Raw genomic sequence first — 17,501 nt, 5'->3', positions numbered from 1 at the left:
GCTACGGTCGGAACATGGCTACTACCTCCGATCCTTCCCGCAGCATCCGGGCCGCCCGCGGCACCTCCCTGACGGCTAAAAGCTGGCAGACCGAAGCACCCCTGCGCATGCTTATGAACAACCTGGACCCCGAAGTGGCCGAGCGCCCCGAGGATCTGGTGGTCTACGGCGGCACCGGCCGGGCGGCCCGCAGCTGGGAGGCCTACGATGCGATCACCCGGACCCTGGCCACGCTGGAGGACGACGAAACCCTGCTGGTCCAGTCTGGCAAACCCGTGGGCGTGTTCCGCACCAACGAGTGGGCGCCGCGGGTCCTGCTGGCCAACTCCAATCTGGTGGGGGACTGGGCCACCTGGCCGGAGTTCCGGCGGCTGGAGGCCGAGGGGCTGATGATGTACGGACAGATGACAGCCGGTTCCTGGATTTACATCGGCACCCAGGGCATCCTGCAGGGCACCTATGAGACCTTCGGGGCCGTGGCACGGAAACTGTTCGACGACGAAAACGCCACCCTGGCCGGCACCCTCACCCTGACCGGCGGCTGCGGCGGCATGGGCGGGGCACAGCCGCTGGCCGTGACCCTGAACGGGGGAGCGGTTCTCATTGTCGACGTCGACGAGACCCGGCTGCGCCGCCGCGCCGGCAAGCGCTACCTCCATGAGGTGGAAACCGATCTGGATGCCGCCGTCGCCAAGGTGATGGCGGCCAAGGCCGAGAAGCGCGCACTCTCGGTGGGCCTGGTGGGCAACGCCGCAGAGGTGTTCGAGGAACTGCTGCGCCGGCAGACGGCCGGGGAAATCACCGTGGACATCGTCACCGACCAGACCTCGGCCCACGATCCGCTGAGCTACCTGCCGGCCGGGATTCCCGTGGACCGGTGGAAGGCCGAAGCCGCAGCCGACCCCGAGGGCTTCACCAAGAAAGCCCGCGAATCCATGGCCCGCCAGGTGGCGGCCATGGTCGGCTTCCAGGACGCCGGGGCCGAGGTCTTCGACTACGGCAACTCCATCCGCGACGAGGCACGGCAGGGCGGATTCGACCGGGCCTTTGAGTTCCCGGGCTTTGTTCCCGCCTACATCCGTCCGCTGTTCTGCGAGGGGATGGGCCCGTTCCGCTGGGTGGCGCTCTCCGGGGACCCGCAGGACATTGCCGTCACCGACGCCGCAATGAAAGAGCTGTTTCCGGACAACGCCCGCCTGCACCGATGGCTGGACGCCGCCGCGGAGCACGTTGAGTTTGAAGGGCTGCCGGCACGGATCTGCTGGCTGGGCTACGGCGACCGGGCCAAAGCCGGTCTGCTGTTCAACCGGCTCGTGGCTGAGGGCAGGGTCAGCGCCCCGATCGTCATCGGCCGCGACCACCTGGACTCCGGCTCCGTTGCCTCGCCCTACCGCGAAACCGAGGCCATGGCGGACGGCTCCGACGCCGTTGCCGACTGGCCGCTGCTCAACGCGATGCTGAACACCGCCTCCGGGGCCACCTGGGTCTCGATCCACCACGGCGGCGGCGTGGGCATTGGCCGTTCCATCCATGCCGGACAGGTGTCGGTGGCCGACGGAACCGAGCTGGCGGCCCGCAAGCTGGAGCGGCTGCTGACCAATGACCCGGGCACCGGTGTGATCCGCCACGCCGACGCCGGCTACCGGCGGGCCTCCGACGTCGCCGCCGAGCGCGGCATCCGCATTCCGATGGAAGAGTAAGGATCCCGATGGAACCGTCCCACCACAGTCCCGGCACCGCAGCAGGTCCCTCCGCAGCAGGCTCCGCCACGACCGAGGCCTCAGGAAGGCAGACCGGCGCCTGGCGGTTCTTCGTGTACAGCGGCATCGGCATCTTCATGTTCTTCATTCCGATCACCCTCGGGGGCAGGAACACCATTCCGCTGGACCACCTGGTCACCTGGATCACCGGCGGGCTGGGCGGCGCCACCCGGTATGTGGCTCTGGCCCTGATTCTGGCCGGTACCGTGTATCCGTTCGCGAGCGGGAGGTGGCGGGAATCTCCGCTGAAGCGGACCTTCGCGCTGCTGAACATCATTGGACTCATCGCCGGGGCCATGCTGGTTTTCGGCGTCGGCCCGCAGTGGTTCTTCGACCCCGACCTCGGACCGTTCCTGTACGACAAGCTGGTCATCCCGGTGGGGTTCATTGTTCCGATCGGAGCCATCTTTCTGGCCCTGCTGGTGGGTTACGGACTGATGGAGTTTGTCGGTGTCCTGGTTCAGCCGATCATGCGTCCCGTCTGGCGCACGCCGGGACGCTCGGCGGTTGACGCCGTCGCCTCCTTCGTGGGCAGCTACTCCCTGGGCCTGCTGATCACCGACCGGGTCTACCAGAGCGGACGCTACACGGCGCGCGAAGCATCGATCATTGCCACGGGCTTCTCCACCGTGTCCGTCACCTTCATGCTGATCGTCGCGAAAACCCTGGACATCATGCACCTGTGGCTGCCGTACTTTTTCCTCACCTTCGCCGTCACCTTCCTGGTTACGGCCATCACGGTGCGCATTCCGCCGCTCAGCCGGATTCCGGATGACTACTACCCCGGTGTGACGCCCCAGCCGGAAGCTAAGGTCACCGGCAACCGCGGCGCGGCGGCGTGGAACGAGGCGCGGGCGGCCCTGCAAACAGCGCCGCGGCTGGGCCGGAACATCGTGCACAATGTCCGTGACGGCGTGCTCATGTCCATGGCCATCCTGCCCTCGATCATGTCCGTGGGCCTGATCGGGCTGCTGCTGGCCCGTTTCACCCCGGTGTTCGACTGGCTTGGATACCTCTTCTACCCCCTCACTCTGGTGCTGCAGCTGCCGGATCCAATGCTGGCGGCCAAGGCCTCCGCCGTCGGCATTGCCGAGATGTTCCTGCCGGCCACCGTGGTCGCCGGGCACGAGTCCGAGGTGCTCCGGCTGGTCATCGCCGTGGTGTGCGTTTCGGCGATCATCTTCTTCTCCGCACTGGTGCCGTGCGTCCTGGCCACCCGGATTCCGATCAAGGTGTGGCATCTGCTGGTTATCTGGGCCGAGCGGGTGGCACTGAGCCTGATCATTACGACGCCGGTGGCGTTCCTGCTGGTGGGAACATAGACATGGTGAACACAACAAGCGTCAACACCCTCATGGCCGCCCTGACTGACACCGGACGCGACAGCCGCCGGGGCGGCTACTCCCGCCCGGTGTACTCCGCCGCCGAACTGGAGCTGCGCGAGTGGTTCGCAGCGGAGGCCGCCCGCCGCGGCCTGGCCGTGGAGACGGACCGCAACGGGATCCTCTGGGCCTGGTGGGACCTGCCCGGCAGCGGGACCGGCACCGGGCCGTCCGCACCGGAACGCCGGGGCGCCCTGGTGACCGGTTCCCATCTGGATTCCGTTCCCGGCGGCGGCGCCTTCGACGGTCCGCTGGGTGTGGCGAGCGCTCTCGCCGCCGTGGACATCCTGCAGGCCCGGGAAAACGACGGGACCCTGCTCCGGAACCGGGCGCTCGCCGTCGCGGTGTTCCCGGAAGAGGAAGGTTCGCGCTTTGGTGTTGCCTGCCTCGGCTCCCGCCTGCTGGCCGGTGCGATCGACCCGCGCAAGGCCCTGTCCCTGCGCGATGCGGACGGCAACACCTTCGCCGACGTCTCCCGGGCCAACGGCCTTGACCCTGATCTGATGGGACGCGACGACGCCGCACTGGGCCTCATCGGGGACTTCGTGGAACTGCACGTGGAGCAGGGCCGAGGGCTGAACACCGAAGAGTTCACCGACTCCGCCGGACGCGGGCCCGCCGTCGCGGTGGGCGGTTCCGTCCTGGGCCACGGCCGGTGGCGCTTCACGATCTCGGGGCAGGGCAACCACGCCGGCACCACCCTGATGGCGGACAGATCCGACCCCATGGTCGCTGCGGCGCAGCTGATCGTGGCCGTGCGCCAGACCGCCGCCGCGCAGGCCGGGGCCCGTGCCACCGTGGGCCGGCTGGAGCCGGTGCCCGGCGGCACCAACGTCATTGCTTCGCGGGTGGACCTCTGGCTGGACGTGCGGCATCCGGACGACGCCGTCACGGCTGCCCTGGTCGAGAAAATCCACGGCCAGGCCCAGAAGATCGCCGCGTTTGAAGGCTGCAGCGTGCAGCTGACCGAGGAGTCACTCTCCGGCACGGTCCACTTCGACCCGGCGCTGCAGCGTTCCCTGGAACAGTCAGCAACCCGCACCGTTCCGGATGCGCCGGTCCTCGCCACCGGAGCCGGGCACGACGCCGGAGTGCTGGCGGCCCGCGTGCCCACCGGCATGCTGTTTGTCCGCAACCCCTCTGGCATCAGCCACTCCCCGGAGGAATACGTGGAGGACTGGGATGCCGATACGGGCGTCCTGGCCCTGGCGGACGTGCTGCAGGACCTGCTGTGACCCGCGCGTTCTGGTGTGAGCAGGGCTGGGTGAACGGAGAGGTGGCGGACGGCGTCCGGCTGGAGGTCGACGACGCCGGGCTGGTCACCCGGTCGGAAACCGGAGTGCCGGCCCGGGACGGCGACTCCCGGCTGTCCGGCGTGACCTTTCCGGCGGCGTCGAACGCGCATTCCCACGCCTTCCACCGCGTCCTGCGCGGCCGCACGCACGACGGCGGCGGCACCTTCTGGACCTGGCGCGAGCAAATGTACGAGGCAGCCGGTGCCCTGACGCCGGAGCTGTATGAGCAGCTCGCCACCGCCGTGTTCGCCGAAATGGTGGTCACAGGATTCACGTCCGTCGCAGAGTTCCACTACGTCCACCACCGGCCGGACGGCAGCGCCTACGGCGGGGAGGACCCGGGCGAGCATGCCATGGAACGGGCGCTGGCCCGCGCCGCCGTATCGGCCGGCATCCGGCTGACCCTGCTGGACACCTGCTACCTGGCCGGCGGGTTCGGGGTTCCGCTGAATGACCGGCAGCAGCGCTTCGGAGACCGCGACGCCCGGGGCTGGCTGGACCGGCTGGCTTCGCTGCGGAAGACCGTCGCCGGGGAGTTCGATCCGGCACAGGTGAGCGTGGGGGCGGCACTGCACTCGGTGCGCGGCGTCCCGGAAGCTGACCTGCAGGTCATCGCGGCCGGCCTGCCGGCGGATCTTCCACTGCACATCCACCTCTCCGAACAGCCCGCCGAGAACGACGCCTGCGTACAGGCCACCGGCCTGACCCCTACGATGCTGCTGCACAAACACGGGCTGCTGACCCGGCGGCTCTCCGCCGTGCACGCCACCCACCTGAGCGGTGAAGACATCGCGGCCCTGGGCGAAGCCGGCGCCACCGTGGTCATGTGCCCCACCACCGAGGCGGACCTGGCCGACGGGATCGGCCCCGCAGCCCGGCTGCAGGCAGCGGGTGCCCGGATTGCGCTGGGAACCGACCAGCACGCCGTCGTCGATCCCTTCCTGGAAATGCGGGCACTGGAGCACGGCGAGCGGCTTTCCTCGGGGGAGCGCGGCCGCTTCACGCCCGCCGACCTGCACGCCGCAGCGTCCGACGCCGGAGCCCGCGCCCAGGGGCGCACGCGCACCGGGTTGGAAGCCGGCGCCGTGTGCGACCTGATGTGCGTGGATCCGGCGAGCATCCGCACCGCCGGGTCCCGTCCCGGGCAGCTGGCCCTGTCGGCCACCGCAGCAGACGTGCATACCGTCGTCGTCGGTGGCCGTGTCCTGTCCCGCAGCGGCCGGCACGCAACCCTCGGCGATCCGGCTGCCCTGCTGGCCGCCGCCGTCGCCGCGGTTGACGCCGCCCGCACCACCGACCCGGAAGGAATTCCGCAACCATGAGTACGGCAACACCCCAGACCGCTTCCACGCTGATCACCAACATCGGCGAACTTTCCACCCAGGACTACACCGATGGGGCGGCGGCTTCCGTCCTTCACCGTGCAGCGGTGCTGTTCGAAGGCGAGCGGATCAGCTGGATCGGCGCCGCCGCCGACGCTCCGTCCGCCGATGCGGTGGTTGACGCCGGCGGCCGGGCCGGGCTGCCGGGCTGGGTGGATTCACACACGCACCTGGTGTTCGCTGGGGACCGCAGCGCCGAGTTCGAGGCCCGGATGACCGGGCAGTCCTACGCCGCCGGCGGGATTGCCGTCACCACGGAGGCTACGCGGGGGGCCTCGGACTATGACCTGACCCGGCTGCTGCTGGCGCGCGTTGCCGAAGCAGCCGCGGGCGGAACCACCTACCTGGAAACCAAGACCGGATACGGGCTGAACCTAGAGGAGGAGCGGCGGCATGCGCGCATCGCCTCCGGTGTGGCCGACCAGGTGACGTTCCTGGGCGCGCACCTGGTGCCCAACGGCGTGGACGCCGACCAGTACACCGACCTGGTCTGCACCGACATGCTCGACGCCGTCCTGCCGTACGTGCAGTGGGCGGACGTCTTCTGTGAAAAGGGTGCCTTCACCGAGGACCAGTCCCGCCGCGTGCTGGCTGCCTGCCGGAAGGCCGGGCTCGGACTGCGGGTGCACGGAAACCAGCTGGGCCCCGGTGCCGGCGTGCAGCTGGCCGTGGAATTCGGGGCAGCCAGCGTGGACCACGTGAACTACCTGTCCGACGACGACGTCGCCGCGCTCGCCGGCACCTGGTCCGGCTGGGACGGGGGCGGGACGCCGGGCACCGTGGCGACCTGCCTGCCCGCCTGCGACCTCTCCACCCGGGCGCCGCTGGCCGACGCCCGCCGGCTGCTTGACGCCGGTGTGCCGGTGGCACTGGCCTCGAACTGCAACCCCGGGACGTCCTACACCAGCTCGATGAACTTCTGCGTGGCGACTGCCGTGCTGCAGATGGGCCTGACCGTCCAGGAAGCCCTCCGTGCGGCAACCTACGGCGGAGCGCTCGCCCTGCGTGTCCACACCGGCACGGACCGGGACGGACAGCGGGCGGTGGGCTCGCTCGCCGTCGGGCACCGGGCGGATCTGCAGCTGCTCAACGCGCCCTCGGCCGCGCACCTGGCCTACCGGCCGGGCATGCCGCTGACCGGCAGTGTCTGGCGCTCCGGTGTGCAGGTGCGCTGACGCCGGATGAGGCCCCGCCCTTGCCCCCGGTACCCGGGCAGGATTGAGATGTGTTTCCCGGCGGGCTCAAGCTCAACCTGCGGCTTCTGCGCGAACGGCGGTTCGAGAAAACCGGCATGGCCAAGGTCACCTGCGAAACGGTCCGCTCCTGACCCGGCACAATAGGACCATGCCCGCCGCCTTCCCCTCCGCCCCCGCCGAAACCCTGGATCCGCGGGCCCGGAAGATGCTCGTTTTTGAAATCCTGATTGTCCTGGGACTGTCGCTGGGCAGATCAGGGGTGTACGCCGTCGTCGAGCTCCTGGAAAAGGCGGCGGAGGGCCAGCTCGCCGGGCAGACGACCACACTGAACCCGGTCCTGGACGAGAACCCGGTGTTCGACCTGGTGTACCAGCTGCTGGGAATCTTCTTCTCCCTGCTGCCGGTGGCGCTGGTGCTGTTCCTGCTGACCGAACCGGGCAAGAGCGTGTTCCGGCGCCTCGGCTTCACCTTCGCCAAACCGGTGCGCGACTTTGCGCTGGGTTTCGGGCTGGCGGCAGTCATCGGCGTCGGGACCCTGGGCGTATACGCCGCGGGGCGTGCGCTGGGCATCACCACCGCTCTGGTGCCCGCGGCCCTGGACACCTACTGGTGGACGCTTCCGGTGCTGATCCTGTCCGCCCTGCGGCACGCCGTGCTCGAGGAAGTCATTGTGGTGGGGTATCTCTTTATCCGGCTGCGGCAGCTGGGCTGGAGCACCCCGGCCATCATCCTCACCAGTGCGCTGATCCGTGCCAGCTACCACCTGTACCAGGGGATCGGGCCCGGGATCGGAAACTTCCTGATGGGGCTGCTCTTCGGCTACGCCTACACCAAGACGAAGCGCGTGATGCCGCTGGTGATCGCGCACGCCCTCGTGGATATTGCCGGTTTTGTCGGGTTTGCGCTGTTCGGTCCGGCGATCGGCATCGGCGACTGACCCGGGCCCGTGCCTGGCTGAGTCAGTGCCTGACTCAGTGCCTGAGGGCAGCTGCCACGGCCTGCCGCCGAGGCCCGTGCGCCCGGGCACGCTAGGATCTCCGGATGAATGAATCCGCGCTGACCCTCGACCTAGTCTCCCCGTGACACTGACAACTCCCTGGGGAGCGGACCTGGATCCGGATGCCGTCCTGCAGGAGTACCCCCGCCCGCAGCTGGTCCGCGACAGCTACCTCAACCTCAACGGCTACTGGCAGTACGCCATCACCTCCGCGCGCCGGGAGGCGCCGCCCGCCGACGGCGAGTGGGACGGGCAGATCCTGGTGCCGTTTTCCCCCGAGGCTGCGCTCTCCGGCGTGAACCGCCAGCTCCAGCCGCAGCAGCTCCTCTGGTACCGGCGCAGCCTCCGCCTGCCCGAGGGCTTCGCCGGCGAACGGGTGCTGCTGCACTTCGGTGCGGTGGACCAGAGCTGCACGGTCACCGTCAACGGGGTTGAGGTGGGAGGGCACGACGGCGGATACCTCCCGTTCTCGCTGGACGTCACCGATGCGCTCGCCGCCGGGACCCGTGACGCCGCGGGCGCCGGTTCCTCCGCGGCCGCCGCCGCCGCCGTGGACGCTGGAGACGCCGCCGCGGCCGCCGGAACCGAACACGAGATCATCGTCCGGGTCCGCGACATCAGCGACACCGGCTACGCCAGCCGGGGCAAGCAGATGCTGGACCGCGGCGGCATCTGGTATACGGCACAGTCCGGGATCTGGCAGACGGTCTGGCTGGAATCGGTGCCGCGAGTCAGCATTTCCCGGCTGGACCTGGTGCCGGATCTCGACTCCGTTTCCGTCACCGTGCACGTGGACGGCTGCACCCCGCGTGGGGGCGGCGCGGCAGGGACATCTACAGGCCCGGACCTGCAGGCAGTGATCACCGTGTCCGCCGGGGGTCGCACTGTGGCGGACGCCGTCGTCGTGCCCGGTGCTGCCACCCGCATTCCGGTGCCGAATCCGCGTCTGTGGACGCCGGAAGATCCTTTTCTGTATGACGTTTCCGTGACGCTGGTTGCCGACGGCGGTGCTGGGGACGCTGGCGCCGGTGAGGAACTGGACAGCATCAGCAGCTACACCGGACTGCGGACTTTCGGGGTCGGACCGGACAATGCCGGCCATACCCGGCTGCTGCTCAACGGCCGCCCCTACTTCCACGCCGGGCTGCTCGATCAGGGGTACTGGCCGGACGGGCTGTACACGGCACCGTCGGATGAGGCGCTGGCCTACGACATTCAGGCTGCGAAAGACCTCGGTTTCACCATGCTGCGCAAACACATCAAGATCGAGCCGCTGCGCTGGTACTACCACTGCGACCGTCTCGGCATGCTGGTCTGGCAGGACCTGGTCAACGGCGGCCGGTCATACCGGCACGCGGTCGTGACTGCGCCTGCGGTTGGCGTACCGCACCGCGACGATAGTGACTATGCCGCCTTCGGACGCTCCGACGAGCAGGGCCGGGACGATTTCCGCGGCGAGCTGCGCTCAACGGTCGAGCTGCTGCGCAACTGCACCTCGATTGCCGTGTGGGTGCCGTTCAACGAGGGTTGGGGCCAGTTCGACGCGAATGCGGCAACGCAGCTGTTGCGCGAACTCGACCCCACCCGGACCATCGACCACGCCAGCGGCTGGCATGACCAGGGCGGGGGAGACCTCAAGAGCGTGCACGTTTATTTTGTGCCGTTCAAGCTGCGGAAGGGGTGGCTCCGGGACGGCCGCGCCGTCGTGCTTTCCGAATACGGCGGGTACAGCCTGCGCGTGCCGGGCCACACCTTCAATGAGAAGGAGTTCGGGTACCGGCGCTTCAAGACCCCCGAGGCCCTGCGGCAGGCGTATAAAAAGCTGCACCGGCGGCAGATCGAACCGGCCGTGGCGCAGGGGCTGGCCGCCACGGTCTATACCCAGCTCACGGATGTGGAGGACGAGGTGAACGGGCTGCTCACCTACGACCGGCGGGTGGTGAAGATCGACGCCGGGACGGTGCGGGACCTCAACGCCGGGCTCATCCGGGCGGCGGCCGGCGCTGTTCTGCCGACGTTTCGGGACTGATCGGTATTCCCCTCCGCTTTGACACCATTGCTCCGCTGCGCAGCGGAGGGATTGTCACAAAGCGGAGGGTTTCTCACAAAGCGGAGGGAATCAGCGGCGGCCAGGTCGGGGCAGCCCGGCCCGGACCAGACGCTGCACCAAACCCTCCGGGTGCTGGGGCGGCCGGGTGATGTCATTCCAGGACCAGCGGACAAATCCGACGCCGGTGGCCCGAATGGCGTCTTCCCGGCGTTTCTCCCGCAGGAGGGTATCCCACGACGGTGCGATGCTTCCTTTGCCGCTTCCGTATTTCACCGCACCGTCGAACTCCCCGACGAGCCTGTGCCCGGGCCAGTAAAAGTCAGTGCGGAACCGCCCTGCCGCAGTGTGGAATTCATGCTGGAGCTCAGGCTCCGGAAAACCCTGCCGGTACAGCACGGCCCGGGAGTAGGACTCACCGGCTGACTCGGAGAGGGCCTGCGCGAAGTCGATAACCCGCCGCGCCCGGAGTTGTTTGGGACGGCCGGGCAAATGCTCCGCCAGCTCGCGAAGGTGTTCCTTCCCCAGGCCGGGAAGACCACGAACGGGATCCGGGCGAAGAACATGATCCATGGCAGGGACTGCACGCTCGAAGTCCAGATAGGCAGCCATGTCCAGGACCGTATGCGCACGGGAAGTTACGGGGAGCCCGTCCCACGCGGTGACCGGTTCCAGCAGCCGGCGCTCGGCCCAGCGGAGATCCCCGCGGCGTCGGCCATGGGTGGGATGAACGGCCAGCAGCAGTACTTCGGCTGACTTCCCAATGACAGGCAGTCCCCAGATGATTGCGGCGGATTGTTGAATGAGGATGCGCTGCCCCGGCACCTGGGCGACAGCGGCCCGGATTCGTGCCCGCTCCCGTTCCCAGGGAGACAGAATCCGCCAGTCCTCCGCCTGCATGTACACACCAGGGCGGAGACGGACGAGTTTGCCCGATCGGCAGCTCAGCGCCAGGGAACGCCGGTCCGTACCATTGGTTTCGGCGTCGGCTGAGTAAATGAATGCCGGGTCCATGCCTCAAGGCTGGACGGGTTGCGGACCGCCCGCCAGCGCAAGAGGCCCGGTTGTGGACAGCCCTCCGGTTTGGGGAATCCCTGCCACTGCGCAGCGGAGGGATCCGGACAAACCGGAGGGATCCGGACAAACCGGAGGGATCCGGACAAAGCGGAGGGATCCGGACAAACCGGAGGGGTCAGGACAAACCGGAGGGGTCCGGACAAACCGGAGCGGCGCAGCCTAAATCTCGACCAGGCCGTTCGCCGTATTGAACGTGACGGACATGATACCGGGGGTTCCCTTCGGGGAAATCCATGTGACGCCCACATTTTCCAGCGGCTCTTCAACCGGCGTGCCCAGCCACCGGGTGACCCGCTCGGCGGATCCGGCAATGGTCAGCGAATTCAGCTTCACGGCACCGGGCATGCCGGGCAGGGCAGCGGAGGGATGCAGCGGCTCAGTGCCCTCGTCCCAGCGCAGCATGTAGGGCACCTGGGGGTCGGCGATGAGGCCGTTGATGCCGATCTGGCGCCAGGTCAGTTCCTGGCCGTCGGGAAACTTGCGGTTGCCCGGGACCGACTCGCGGCCTAGGCGCTCTTCAAACGGAGACAGATCGTCCACTGCAACGCACCAGCCCATCCAGCCGCCGCCGCATTCGGAGCGCTGCCGCACAGCCTGTCCGAAAGGAGCTTTGTCTGATGCCGGGTGGCTCAGGGCCTCCACCACCTCGACATACTGGTGGTTAGCCAGAGGAAGAATCATGTTGCGGGTGCCGAAACGGGGGTGGACGCCACCCTTGACGAAGTCCGCTCCCAGAGCGGAAGCAATCCTCTCGGTCGTGGCCAAAAGACCGTCGGATTCACAGGCATAAGATACATGGTCCAAGCGCATGCGGCCCATAATTGCACGTTGTGACCGACCTCTCGACCAAGGTAACCCTAACTGCGTGTACTTACTTTTTCTGCCCGCGGATCGGGTGCTTTTCCGCCGCTGAACACGGCCCGGGAATCCCTGCTCTTGAGGGCAGGGCCGCTGGCAAAAAATCTACGATGTGCTTATTGATGACCTGCCCCTGGCGAACGTCGTCGTCCAGTGCCCCAGCACGGTAAGCCGTACTGCCCGCTCAGCAGCGCCGCTGCAACGCAGGGAAATGAACCGTCACAGAGGTTGCGGGGTTCGGGGTTATCCGTTTTCATTGGGGGAATAGGTCATGAGTGCCAGCAGATAGCCCCGGCTTGCTGGCCGGCAACCCTCCAACCGCGGTGGGGTGCCCCGGGTGAAGACCTGGCTGTACGTCAATCGGGCGTACGGCAAGCGCGGGTCACACGTGGCTGCCGGCTCTTTCCCGGCTAGAAGTCTCGATGCGGCCCCTGGTCAATAGGGAGCAATGCCATGTCAGGAAACTGGTCCTTCGAAACCCGTCAGATCCATGTGGGACAGGAGCCCGACGCCGTCACCGGTGCCCGTGCGCTGCCGATCTACCAGACGACGTCGTTCGTCTTTCCCAGTGCCGAAGCGGCAGCCAACCGGTTTGCCCTGGCTGAGCTCGCGCCGATCTACACACGAATCGGCAACCCCACCCAGGAAGCGGTGGAAAACCGGATCGCGTCCCTTGAAGGCGGACTCGGTGCGCTGCTGCTCGCCTCGGGCCAGGCCGCGGAGACCTTCGCAATCCTGAACGTTGCCGAAGCCGGCGACCACATCGTCGCCAGCCCCAGCCTGTACGGCGGCACCTACAACCTCTTCAAGCACACCCTGAAGAAGTTCGGCATCGAGACCACCTTTGTGCAGGACCCGGACAACCTCGACCAGTGGCGCAGCGCCGTGCAGCCCAACACCAAGGCGTTCTTCGGCGAAGTGGTCTCCAACCCGCGCCAGGACGTCCTGGACATCGAAGGCATCAGCGTCGTCGCGCATGAGGCCGGCGTCCCGCTGATCGTGGACAACACCCTGTCCACCCCGTACCTGATCCGGCCCATTGAATGGGGAGCGGACATTGTGGTGCATTCGGCCACGAAATACCTGGGCGGCCACGGGACCTCGATTGCCGGTGTCATTGTCGATTCGGGCAACTTCGACTTCGGCGCGGATCCGGAGAAGTTCCCCGGGTTCAACACCCCGGACGAGAGCTACAACGGCCTGGTATACGCCAGGGACCTGGGCGCCGACGGCGTCCTGGGCGCCAACCTCGCCTACATCCTCAAGGCCCGGGTGCAGCTGCTCCGCGACCTCGGCTCGGCCGTCTCACCGTTCAACGCGTTCCTCATCGCCCAGGGGCTGGAGACGCTGAGCCTGCGGGTGGAGCGGCACGTGGCCAACGCCGTCGCGGTTGCCAACTGGCTCGAAGCGCACGACGACGTCATCTCGGTCGCCTACGCGGGCCTTGAGTCCAGCCCGTGGTTTGAGCGCGGTCGCAAGTACGGGCCGCGCGGCACCGGTGCCATTGTCTCCTTCGACATCACCGGCGGCATCGAGGCGGGGAAGCGCTTCGTGGATGCGCTGGAGCTGCACTCCCATGTGGCGAATGTGGGCGACGTCCGTTCCCTGGTGATCCATCCGGCGTCGACCACGCACAGCCAGCTGGGGGCCGAAGCCCAGCTCGCCGCGGGGGTCAGCCCCGGCCTGGTGCGGCTGTCCGTCGGCATCGAGCACATTGACGACATCATTGCCGACCTCGACGCCGGCTTCCGGGCCGCCAAGGGAGCGTAGCGATTCGCGTGACCCTGCCGTCCACGGTGCCGCAGCACCCCGCCCCCGCCCGGGACGGGGTGCTGCGCCATGCTCACATCGGCGGCCTGGATTTGGAAACCGGCGGGCACCTGCCGCAGGTGACACTCGCTTATGAGACGTGGGGCAGGCTCAACGCCGATGCGTCCAACGCCGTCCTGGTGGCCCATGCCCTGACCGGCAGCACACATGTTGCCCGCGGGGACACCGGGGAAGACGGATGGTGGGACGCGCTGGTGGGTCCGGGGAAATCCGTGGACACCAACCGATTCTTTGTGGTGGCCGTCAACATGCTCGGCGGCTGTTACGGCTCCACCGGACCGTCCTCGCCCGATCCGCAGGGCCTGCCCTGGGGATCGCGCTTCCCGTTTGTCACCATCCGGGACTCCGTCCGCGCCGAAGCCCGGCTCGCGGACCAGCTGGGCATCCGGTCCTGGCACACGGTGCTGGGCGGATCGCTGGGCGGGGCGCGGGCCCTGGAATGGGCCGTTACCGAACCGGACCGGGTGCGGCGCTGCGCCGTCATTGCCTGCACGGCAGCCAGCTCGGCCGAGCAGATCGCCTTTGGACAGGCGCAGCTTGAGGCCATCCGGCTGGACCCGCGCTTCAGCGGCGGCGACTACTACAACGGCCCGACGCCGACTGCCGGCCTGGGCCTGGCCCGCCGGATAGCGCACATCACCTACCGTTCGGAGCCGGAGCTGGAGTACCGGTTTGGGCACCAGCCGCAGACGCAGGAGGACCCGCTGGGTTCCGCCCTGCCGGCCGAACGGGGCCGGTACGCGGTGGAGAGTTACCTGGACCACCAGGCCCGCAAGCTGGTGGAACGGTTCGATGCCAACAGCTACTTGGTGCTGACCGAAGCGCTGATGAGCCACAACGTCGCCCGCGGCCGCGGCTCCCTGGAACAGGCGCTGGCCGGGGTTACGGCGGAGTTCTTTGTTGCCGCCGTGGACTCGGACCGGCTCTACTTCCCGGAGCAGTCCGAGGTCCTGGCGGCCGCACTGCCCGGCAGCGTGGAGGTGCACACCATCACGGCGCCCATTGGCCACGACGGGTTCCTTACCGACGTCGAGCAGATCGGTGTTCCGCTCAGGAAGCGGTTCTTCGGATCAGCGTGAGCGCGCCGGAGCCGCACGGGTGCTCTTGCCAAGGCGGTCCGGCCGTGGAAGAACAATGACATGGGTGATTCAATTCGGGTTGCGGCGCAGGCCCAGTGCCCGCCGGCGGAACTCTGGCATGCACTGGTGGACAACCGGGCCGCGTGGTGGCCCGGCATGGATTTCACCCCCAGTCCCGGGTCGCCGCTGAGCGAGCGGGCGGCGCAGGGTCCGGCCGACGACGGCGGTGAGCAGCGCGCCACGGGCACCGTGCTCGCCGTGGCCCGCGACAGGCTTTTGTCCTTCCGCTGGACCAAACCCGGCTGGAACGCCCACACGGTGGTGAGCTTCCTGCTGGACGCGGTTCCGGGCCCGGACGCCGAAACCGATTACACCGACGTCGTCATCACCGAAAGCGGCCTGGGCACCCTGGCGGACGGGGACGAGGTGGCGCGCACCCACTCCGGCGCCTGGGCGGACCATTTGGCGACGCTCATTCAGCTGGCGGAAAAGGGTTCGCGGGGCTGACTGCTCCTGAATGATGCGGTGTTAGTCTTGCCGCCATGACACCGCACCGACAAGCCGGCAGGCTAGCCGGCGGAGCTCCGGCAGAGCCCGGGCAGAGCTCCGGCAGAGCTCCGGCATAGCCGGGCAGAACCCGGCCGCTTAGTCGGCCGAACCCGGGGGCATGCCCGGACCGCCGAATATCGGCCCGGCGAGGGGACGCTTGGCGGCAATGCCGTCGCCGGAGGAGCGGTGCCGCACCCGGCGCACCACCCACGGCATGAAGTATTCGCGGGCCCACGTCAGGTCCTCGGTGCGTGCAGTGCGCCAGCTCTTGGCCGGCAGCGGCTTGGGTTCCAGCGGTTCCAGGGTGTGCGGGACGGCGAGGGTGTCCAGCACCATGGCGGCAATGGTGTGGTGGCCCAGGGGCGAAAAGTGCAGCCGGTCCGGCGCCCACATCTCACGGGCGCTCAGCTCCCGCAGCGCCCACATGTCAGCGATGACGATGTCGTGGCGGGCGGCAATGGTGCGCAGGTTCTCGTTGTAAACGGCCACGCGGCCCCGGACACTGCCCAGCACCGGGGTGGTCCCCAAGTCGGGGCCGGTAAAGAGCACCACCGTGGCGCCGCTTCCCGCCAGCCGCGCGATCGCGGCGTCCATTTTTTCGGCCAGCTTGTCCGGGTCGCCGCCGGGACGGATGACGTCATTCCCGCCGGCGCAGATGGTCACCAGGTCCGGCTTCAGGTCCAGTGCGGGCTGCAGCTGTTCGCTGATGATCTGGTCCAGGAGCCGTCCCCGGATGGCGAGGTTGGCATAGGCGAAACCGTCCCGCTCGCGGGCCAGTTCCTCCGCCACTCTGTCCGCCCAGCCGCGGTGGCCGCCGGGGCTGTCCGGATTCGGGTCACCGATTCCTTCGGTGAAGGAATCGCCCATGGCGACATAGCGGGTCCAGGGATGCACCTGATGCTCTTCGACGGCGGCTTCAGCGGCGGAATCGGCGACGGCGGCCGCTTCGGCGGCGGAGGCCGATGAGGGTAAAGAGCTGTCCTGGGGCATCGAGGGAGAAGTCACCGCTCCATCCTGCCAAGGAGGGGCCGGGCTACGCGACCGTAGGTTCAGGAACCGGCCGTGCCAAAATGAATATCATGCCTACAACCGCTCCCTGGAATCCCACTGTCCTCTGGTCCAAGCCCGAAGCCGAGCGTGCCGGAACGCCGCTGCTGGTCCTCTTCCACGGTTACCTCGCCAACGAGGAAGACCTGATGGGGCTGGCGGACTACCTGCCCTCCGAGTTCACCGTCGCGTCGGTGCGTGCGCCGCAGGCCCAGGGCCCCGGCTACACCTGGTTTCCGCTGATGAACGAACCGCAGTTCTCCGTGCAGAGCGTTGTCGACGCCGTGAGTGATGTCTCGGACTGGCTGGACGGGGTCAGTGGACAGCACAGCAGCGTCTCGCTGCTCGGTTTCTCGATGGGAATGGCCGTGGCGAGCACCCTGCTGCGGCACCGGCCCGCGGACTTCGCCGCCGTCGTCGGGCTTTCAGGTTTTGTGGTGCCCGCGGACGGTAACCCGTTCTTCAGGGACGAGGAGCTTCCGGCCGGCCGGGTGCCGTTCTTCTGGGGCCGGGACCAGGCCGATCCGGTGATCGATGCGCCGCGCATCGAGTTCACCCACGCCTGGCTCAATGAGCACACGGCTCTAACCAAGATCCTGTATTCGAACATGGGGCACGGCATCAACATGCAGGAACTGGGACACGTGAAGGAGTTCCTCACCCACGTGGTGCTCAAGGGCTGAGGCGCGCGTCCCTGCGGGCCGGCCCCCAAGAGGGGCCGGCCCGGCTGAGTGTGAGGGCTAGTCCTCTTTAACGATGCGAATCGCTTCGCCGTTGACGGAGACGACGTCGCCCGGGTGCAGCTGCCGGCCGCGGCGCTCCTCAATGGCGTCGTTGACCTTGACCAGGCCGTCTTCGATCAGTTGCTTGGCCTGGATGCCGTCTTCGGCCAGGCTGGCCAGCTTCAGCAGCTGGCCCAGGCGGATCATGTCGTCGCGGATGGGAAGGTCTTGGGGGTCACTGGAACTCATACCTCCATTCTGCCCGACAACACCCGTCACC

The 17,501-nt window shown here is 68.1% G+C and carries 15 protein-coding genes and 1 riboswitch; of the genes, 11 read left to right on the top strand and 4 right to left on the bottom strand.

Annotated features, from left to right (window positions below; all coding sequences use genetic code 11):
- Window positions 1-14: 14 nt before the first annotated feature.
- From hutU to WKB88_RS07140, 7 genes are all read left to right on the top strand, one after another.
- Complete coding sequence (gene hutU, locus WKB88_RS07170) at window positions 15-1,700, top strand: urocanate hydratase (protein WP_341393856.1); 1,686 nt, start codon at window positions 15-17, stop codon at window positions 1,698-1,700.
- A gap of 8 nt (window positions 1,701-1,708) precedes the next feature.
- Window positions 1,709-3,082, top strand: a complete 1,374-nt coding sequence (locus tag WKB88_RS07165; RefSeq protein WP_341393855.1) for a YjiH family protein — start codon at window positions 1,709-1,711, stop codon at window positions 3,080-3,082.
- A 2-nt stretch (window positions 3,083-3,084) separates the two neighbouring features.
- Entirely contained in the window at window positions 3,085-4,377 is a 1,293-nt protein-coding gene (locus WKB88_RS07160; protein WP_341393854.1) for an allantoate amidohydrolase, read from the top strand.
- The gene (locus WKB88_RS07155) at window positions 4,374-5,759 is read left to right on the top strand and encodes a formimidoylglutamate deiminase (RefSeq protein WP_341393853.1); all 1,386 of its coding nucleotides are present in this window, start codon (window positions 4,374-4,376) and stop codon (window positions 5,757-5,759) included. Before WKB88_RS07160 ends, WKB88_RS07155 begins: the two co-directional genes overlap by 4 nt.
- Window positions 5,756-6,994 (top strand): imidazolonepropionase, encoded by a 1,239-nt coding sequence (gene hutI, locus WKB88_RS07150; RefSeq protein ID WP_341393852.1) that lies wholly within the window; start codon window positions 5,756-5,758, stop codon window positions 6,992-6,994. The genes WKB88_RS07155 and hutI overlap by 4 nt, the downstream gene beginning before the upstream one ends.
- Before the next feature lie 169 nt (window positions 6,995-7,163).
- A complete protein-coding gene (locus tag WKB88_RS07145; protein ID WP_341393851.1) occupies window positions 7,164-7,952 on the top strand; it encodes a CPBP family intramembrane glutamic endopeptidase in 789 nt (262 codons plus the stop codon).
- Between the two features lie 142 nt (window positions 7,953-8,094).
- Window positions 8,095-10,041 (top strand): glycoside hydrolase family 2 protein, encoded by a 1,947-nt coding sequence (locus WKB88_RS07140; RefSeq protein ID WP_341393850.1) that lies wholly within the window; start codon window positions 8,095-8,097, stop codon window positions 10,039-10,041.
- A 90-nt stretch (window positions 10,042-10,131) separates the two neighbouring features.
- Here the strand turns inward: WKB88_RS07140 and WKB88_RS07135 are convergent, their stop codons facing one another.
- Together WKB88_RS07135 and WKB88_RS07130 are read right to left on the bottom strand one after the other, a co-directional pair.
- Window positions 10,132-11,073 carry a hypothetical protein gene (locus WKB88_RS07135; RefSeq protein ID WP_341393849.1) on the bottom strand — a complete coding sequence of 314 codons (942 nt, stop codon included), beginning with the start codon at window positions 11,071-11,073 and terminating at the stop codon, window positions 10,132-10,134.
- 222 nt (window positions 11,074-11,295) lie between these two features.
- Complete coding sequence (locus WKB88_RS07130) at window positions 11,296-11,946, bottom strand: VOC family protein (protein ID WP_341393848.1); 651 nt, start codon at window positions 11,944-11,946, stop codon at window positions 11,296-11,298.
- Between the two features lie 315 nt (window positions 11,947-12,261).
- Window positions 12,262-12,378, top strand: a riboswitch (SAM riboswitch).
- Between the two features lie 69 nt (window positions 12,379-12,447).
- Here WKB88_RS07130 and WKB88_RS07125 point away from each other — a divergent pair.
- The 3 genes from WKB88_RS07125 to WKB88_RS07115 are packed head-to-tail and all read left to right on the top strand — an operon-like array spanning window position 12,448 to window position 15,410.
- Complete coding sequence (locus tag WKB88_RS07125) at window positions 12,448-13,764, top strand: bifunctional o-acetylhomoserine/o-acetylserine sulfhydrylase (RefSeq protein ID WP_341393847.1); 1,317 nt, start codon at window positions 12,448-12,450, stop codon at window positions 13,762-13,764.
- A gap of 8 nt (window positions 13,765-13,772) precedes the next feature.
- The gene (gene metX, locus WKB88_RS07120; protein ID WP_341393846.1) at window positions 13,773-14,903 is read left to right on the top strand and encodes a homoserine O-acetyltransferase MetX; all 1,131 of its coding nucleotides are present in this window, start codon (window positions 13,773-13,775) and stop codon (window positions 14,901-14,903) included.
- A 60-nt stretch (window positions 14,904-14,963) separates the two neighbouring features.
- Window positions 14,964-15,410 carry an SRPBCC family protein gene (locus WKB88_RS07115; protein WP_341393845.1) on the top strand — a complete coding sequence of 149 codons (447 nt, stop codon included), beginning with the start codon at window positions 14,964-14,966 and terminating at the stop codon, window positions 15,408-15,410.
- A gap of 138 nt (window positions 15,411-15,548) precedes the next feature.
- Here the strand turns inward: WKB88_RS07115 and WKB88_RS07110 are convergent, their stop codons facing one another.
- The gene (locus WKB88_RS07110) at window positions 15,549-16,457 is read right to left on the bottom strand and encodes an SGNH/GDSL hydrolase family protein (RefSeq protein WP_341393844.1); all 909 of its coding nucleotides are present in this window, start codon (window positions 16,455-16,457) and stop codon (window positions 15,549-15,551) included.
- A gap of 74 nt (window positions 16,458-16,531) precedes the next feature.
- On the opposite strand from WKB88_RS07110, the gene WKB88_RS07105 reads away from it, so the two are divergent.
- The gene (locus WKB88_RS07105) at window positions 16,532-17,182 is read left to right on the top strand and encodes an alpha/beta hydrolase (protein ID WP_341393843.1); all 651 of its coding nucleotides are present in this window, start codon (window positions 16,532-16,534) and stop codon (window positions 17,180-17,182) included.
- 57 nt (window positions 17,183-17,239) lie between these two features.
- Here the strand turns inward: WKB88_RS07105 and WKB88_RS07100 are convergent, their stop codons facing one another.
- The gene (locus WKB88_RS07100) at window positions 17,240-17,470 is read right to left on the bottom strand and encodes an RNA-binding S4 domain-containing protein (RefSeq protein WP_341393842.1); all 231 of its coding nucleotides are present in this window, start codon (window positions 17,468-17,470) and stop codon (window positions 17,240-17,242) included.
- Window positions 17,471-17,501: the final 31 nt, after the last annotated feature.

It is taken from the genome of Arthrobacter sp. G119Y2, assembly GCF_038069765.1.
Lineage (GTDB): Bacteria > Actinomycetota > Actinomycetes > Actinomycetales > Micrococcaceae > Arthrobacter_B.
The sequence above is the reverse complement of the archived record's forward strand: the minus strand, read 5'-3'. Positions and strand labels throughout refer to the sequence as shown.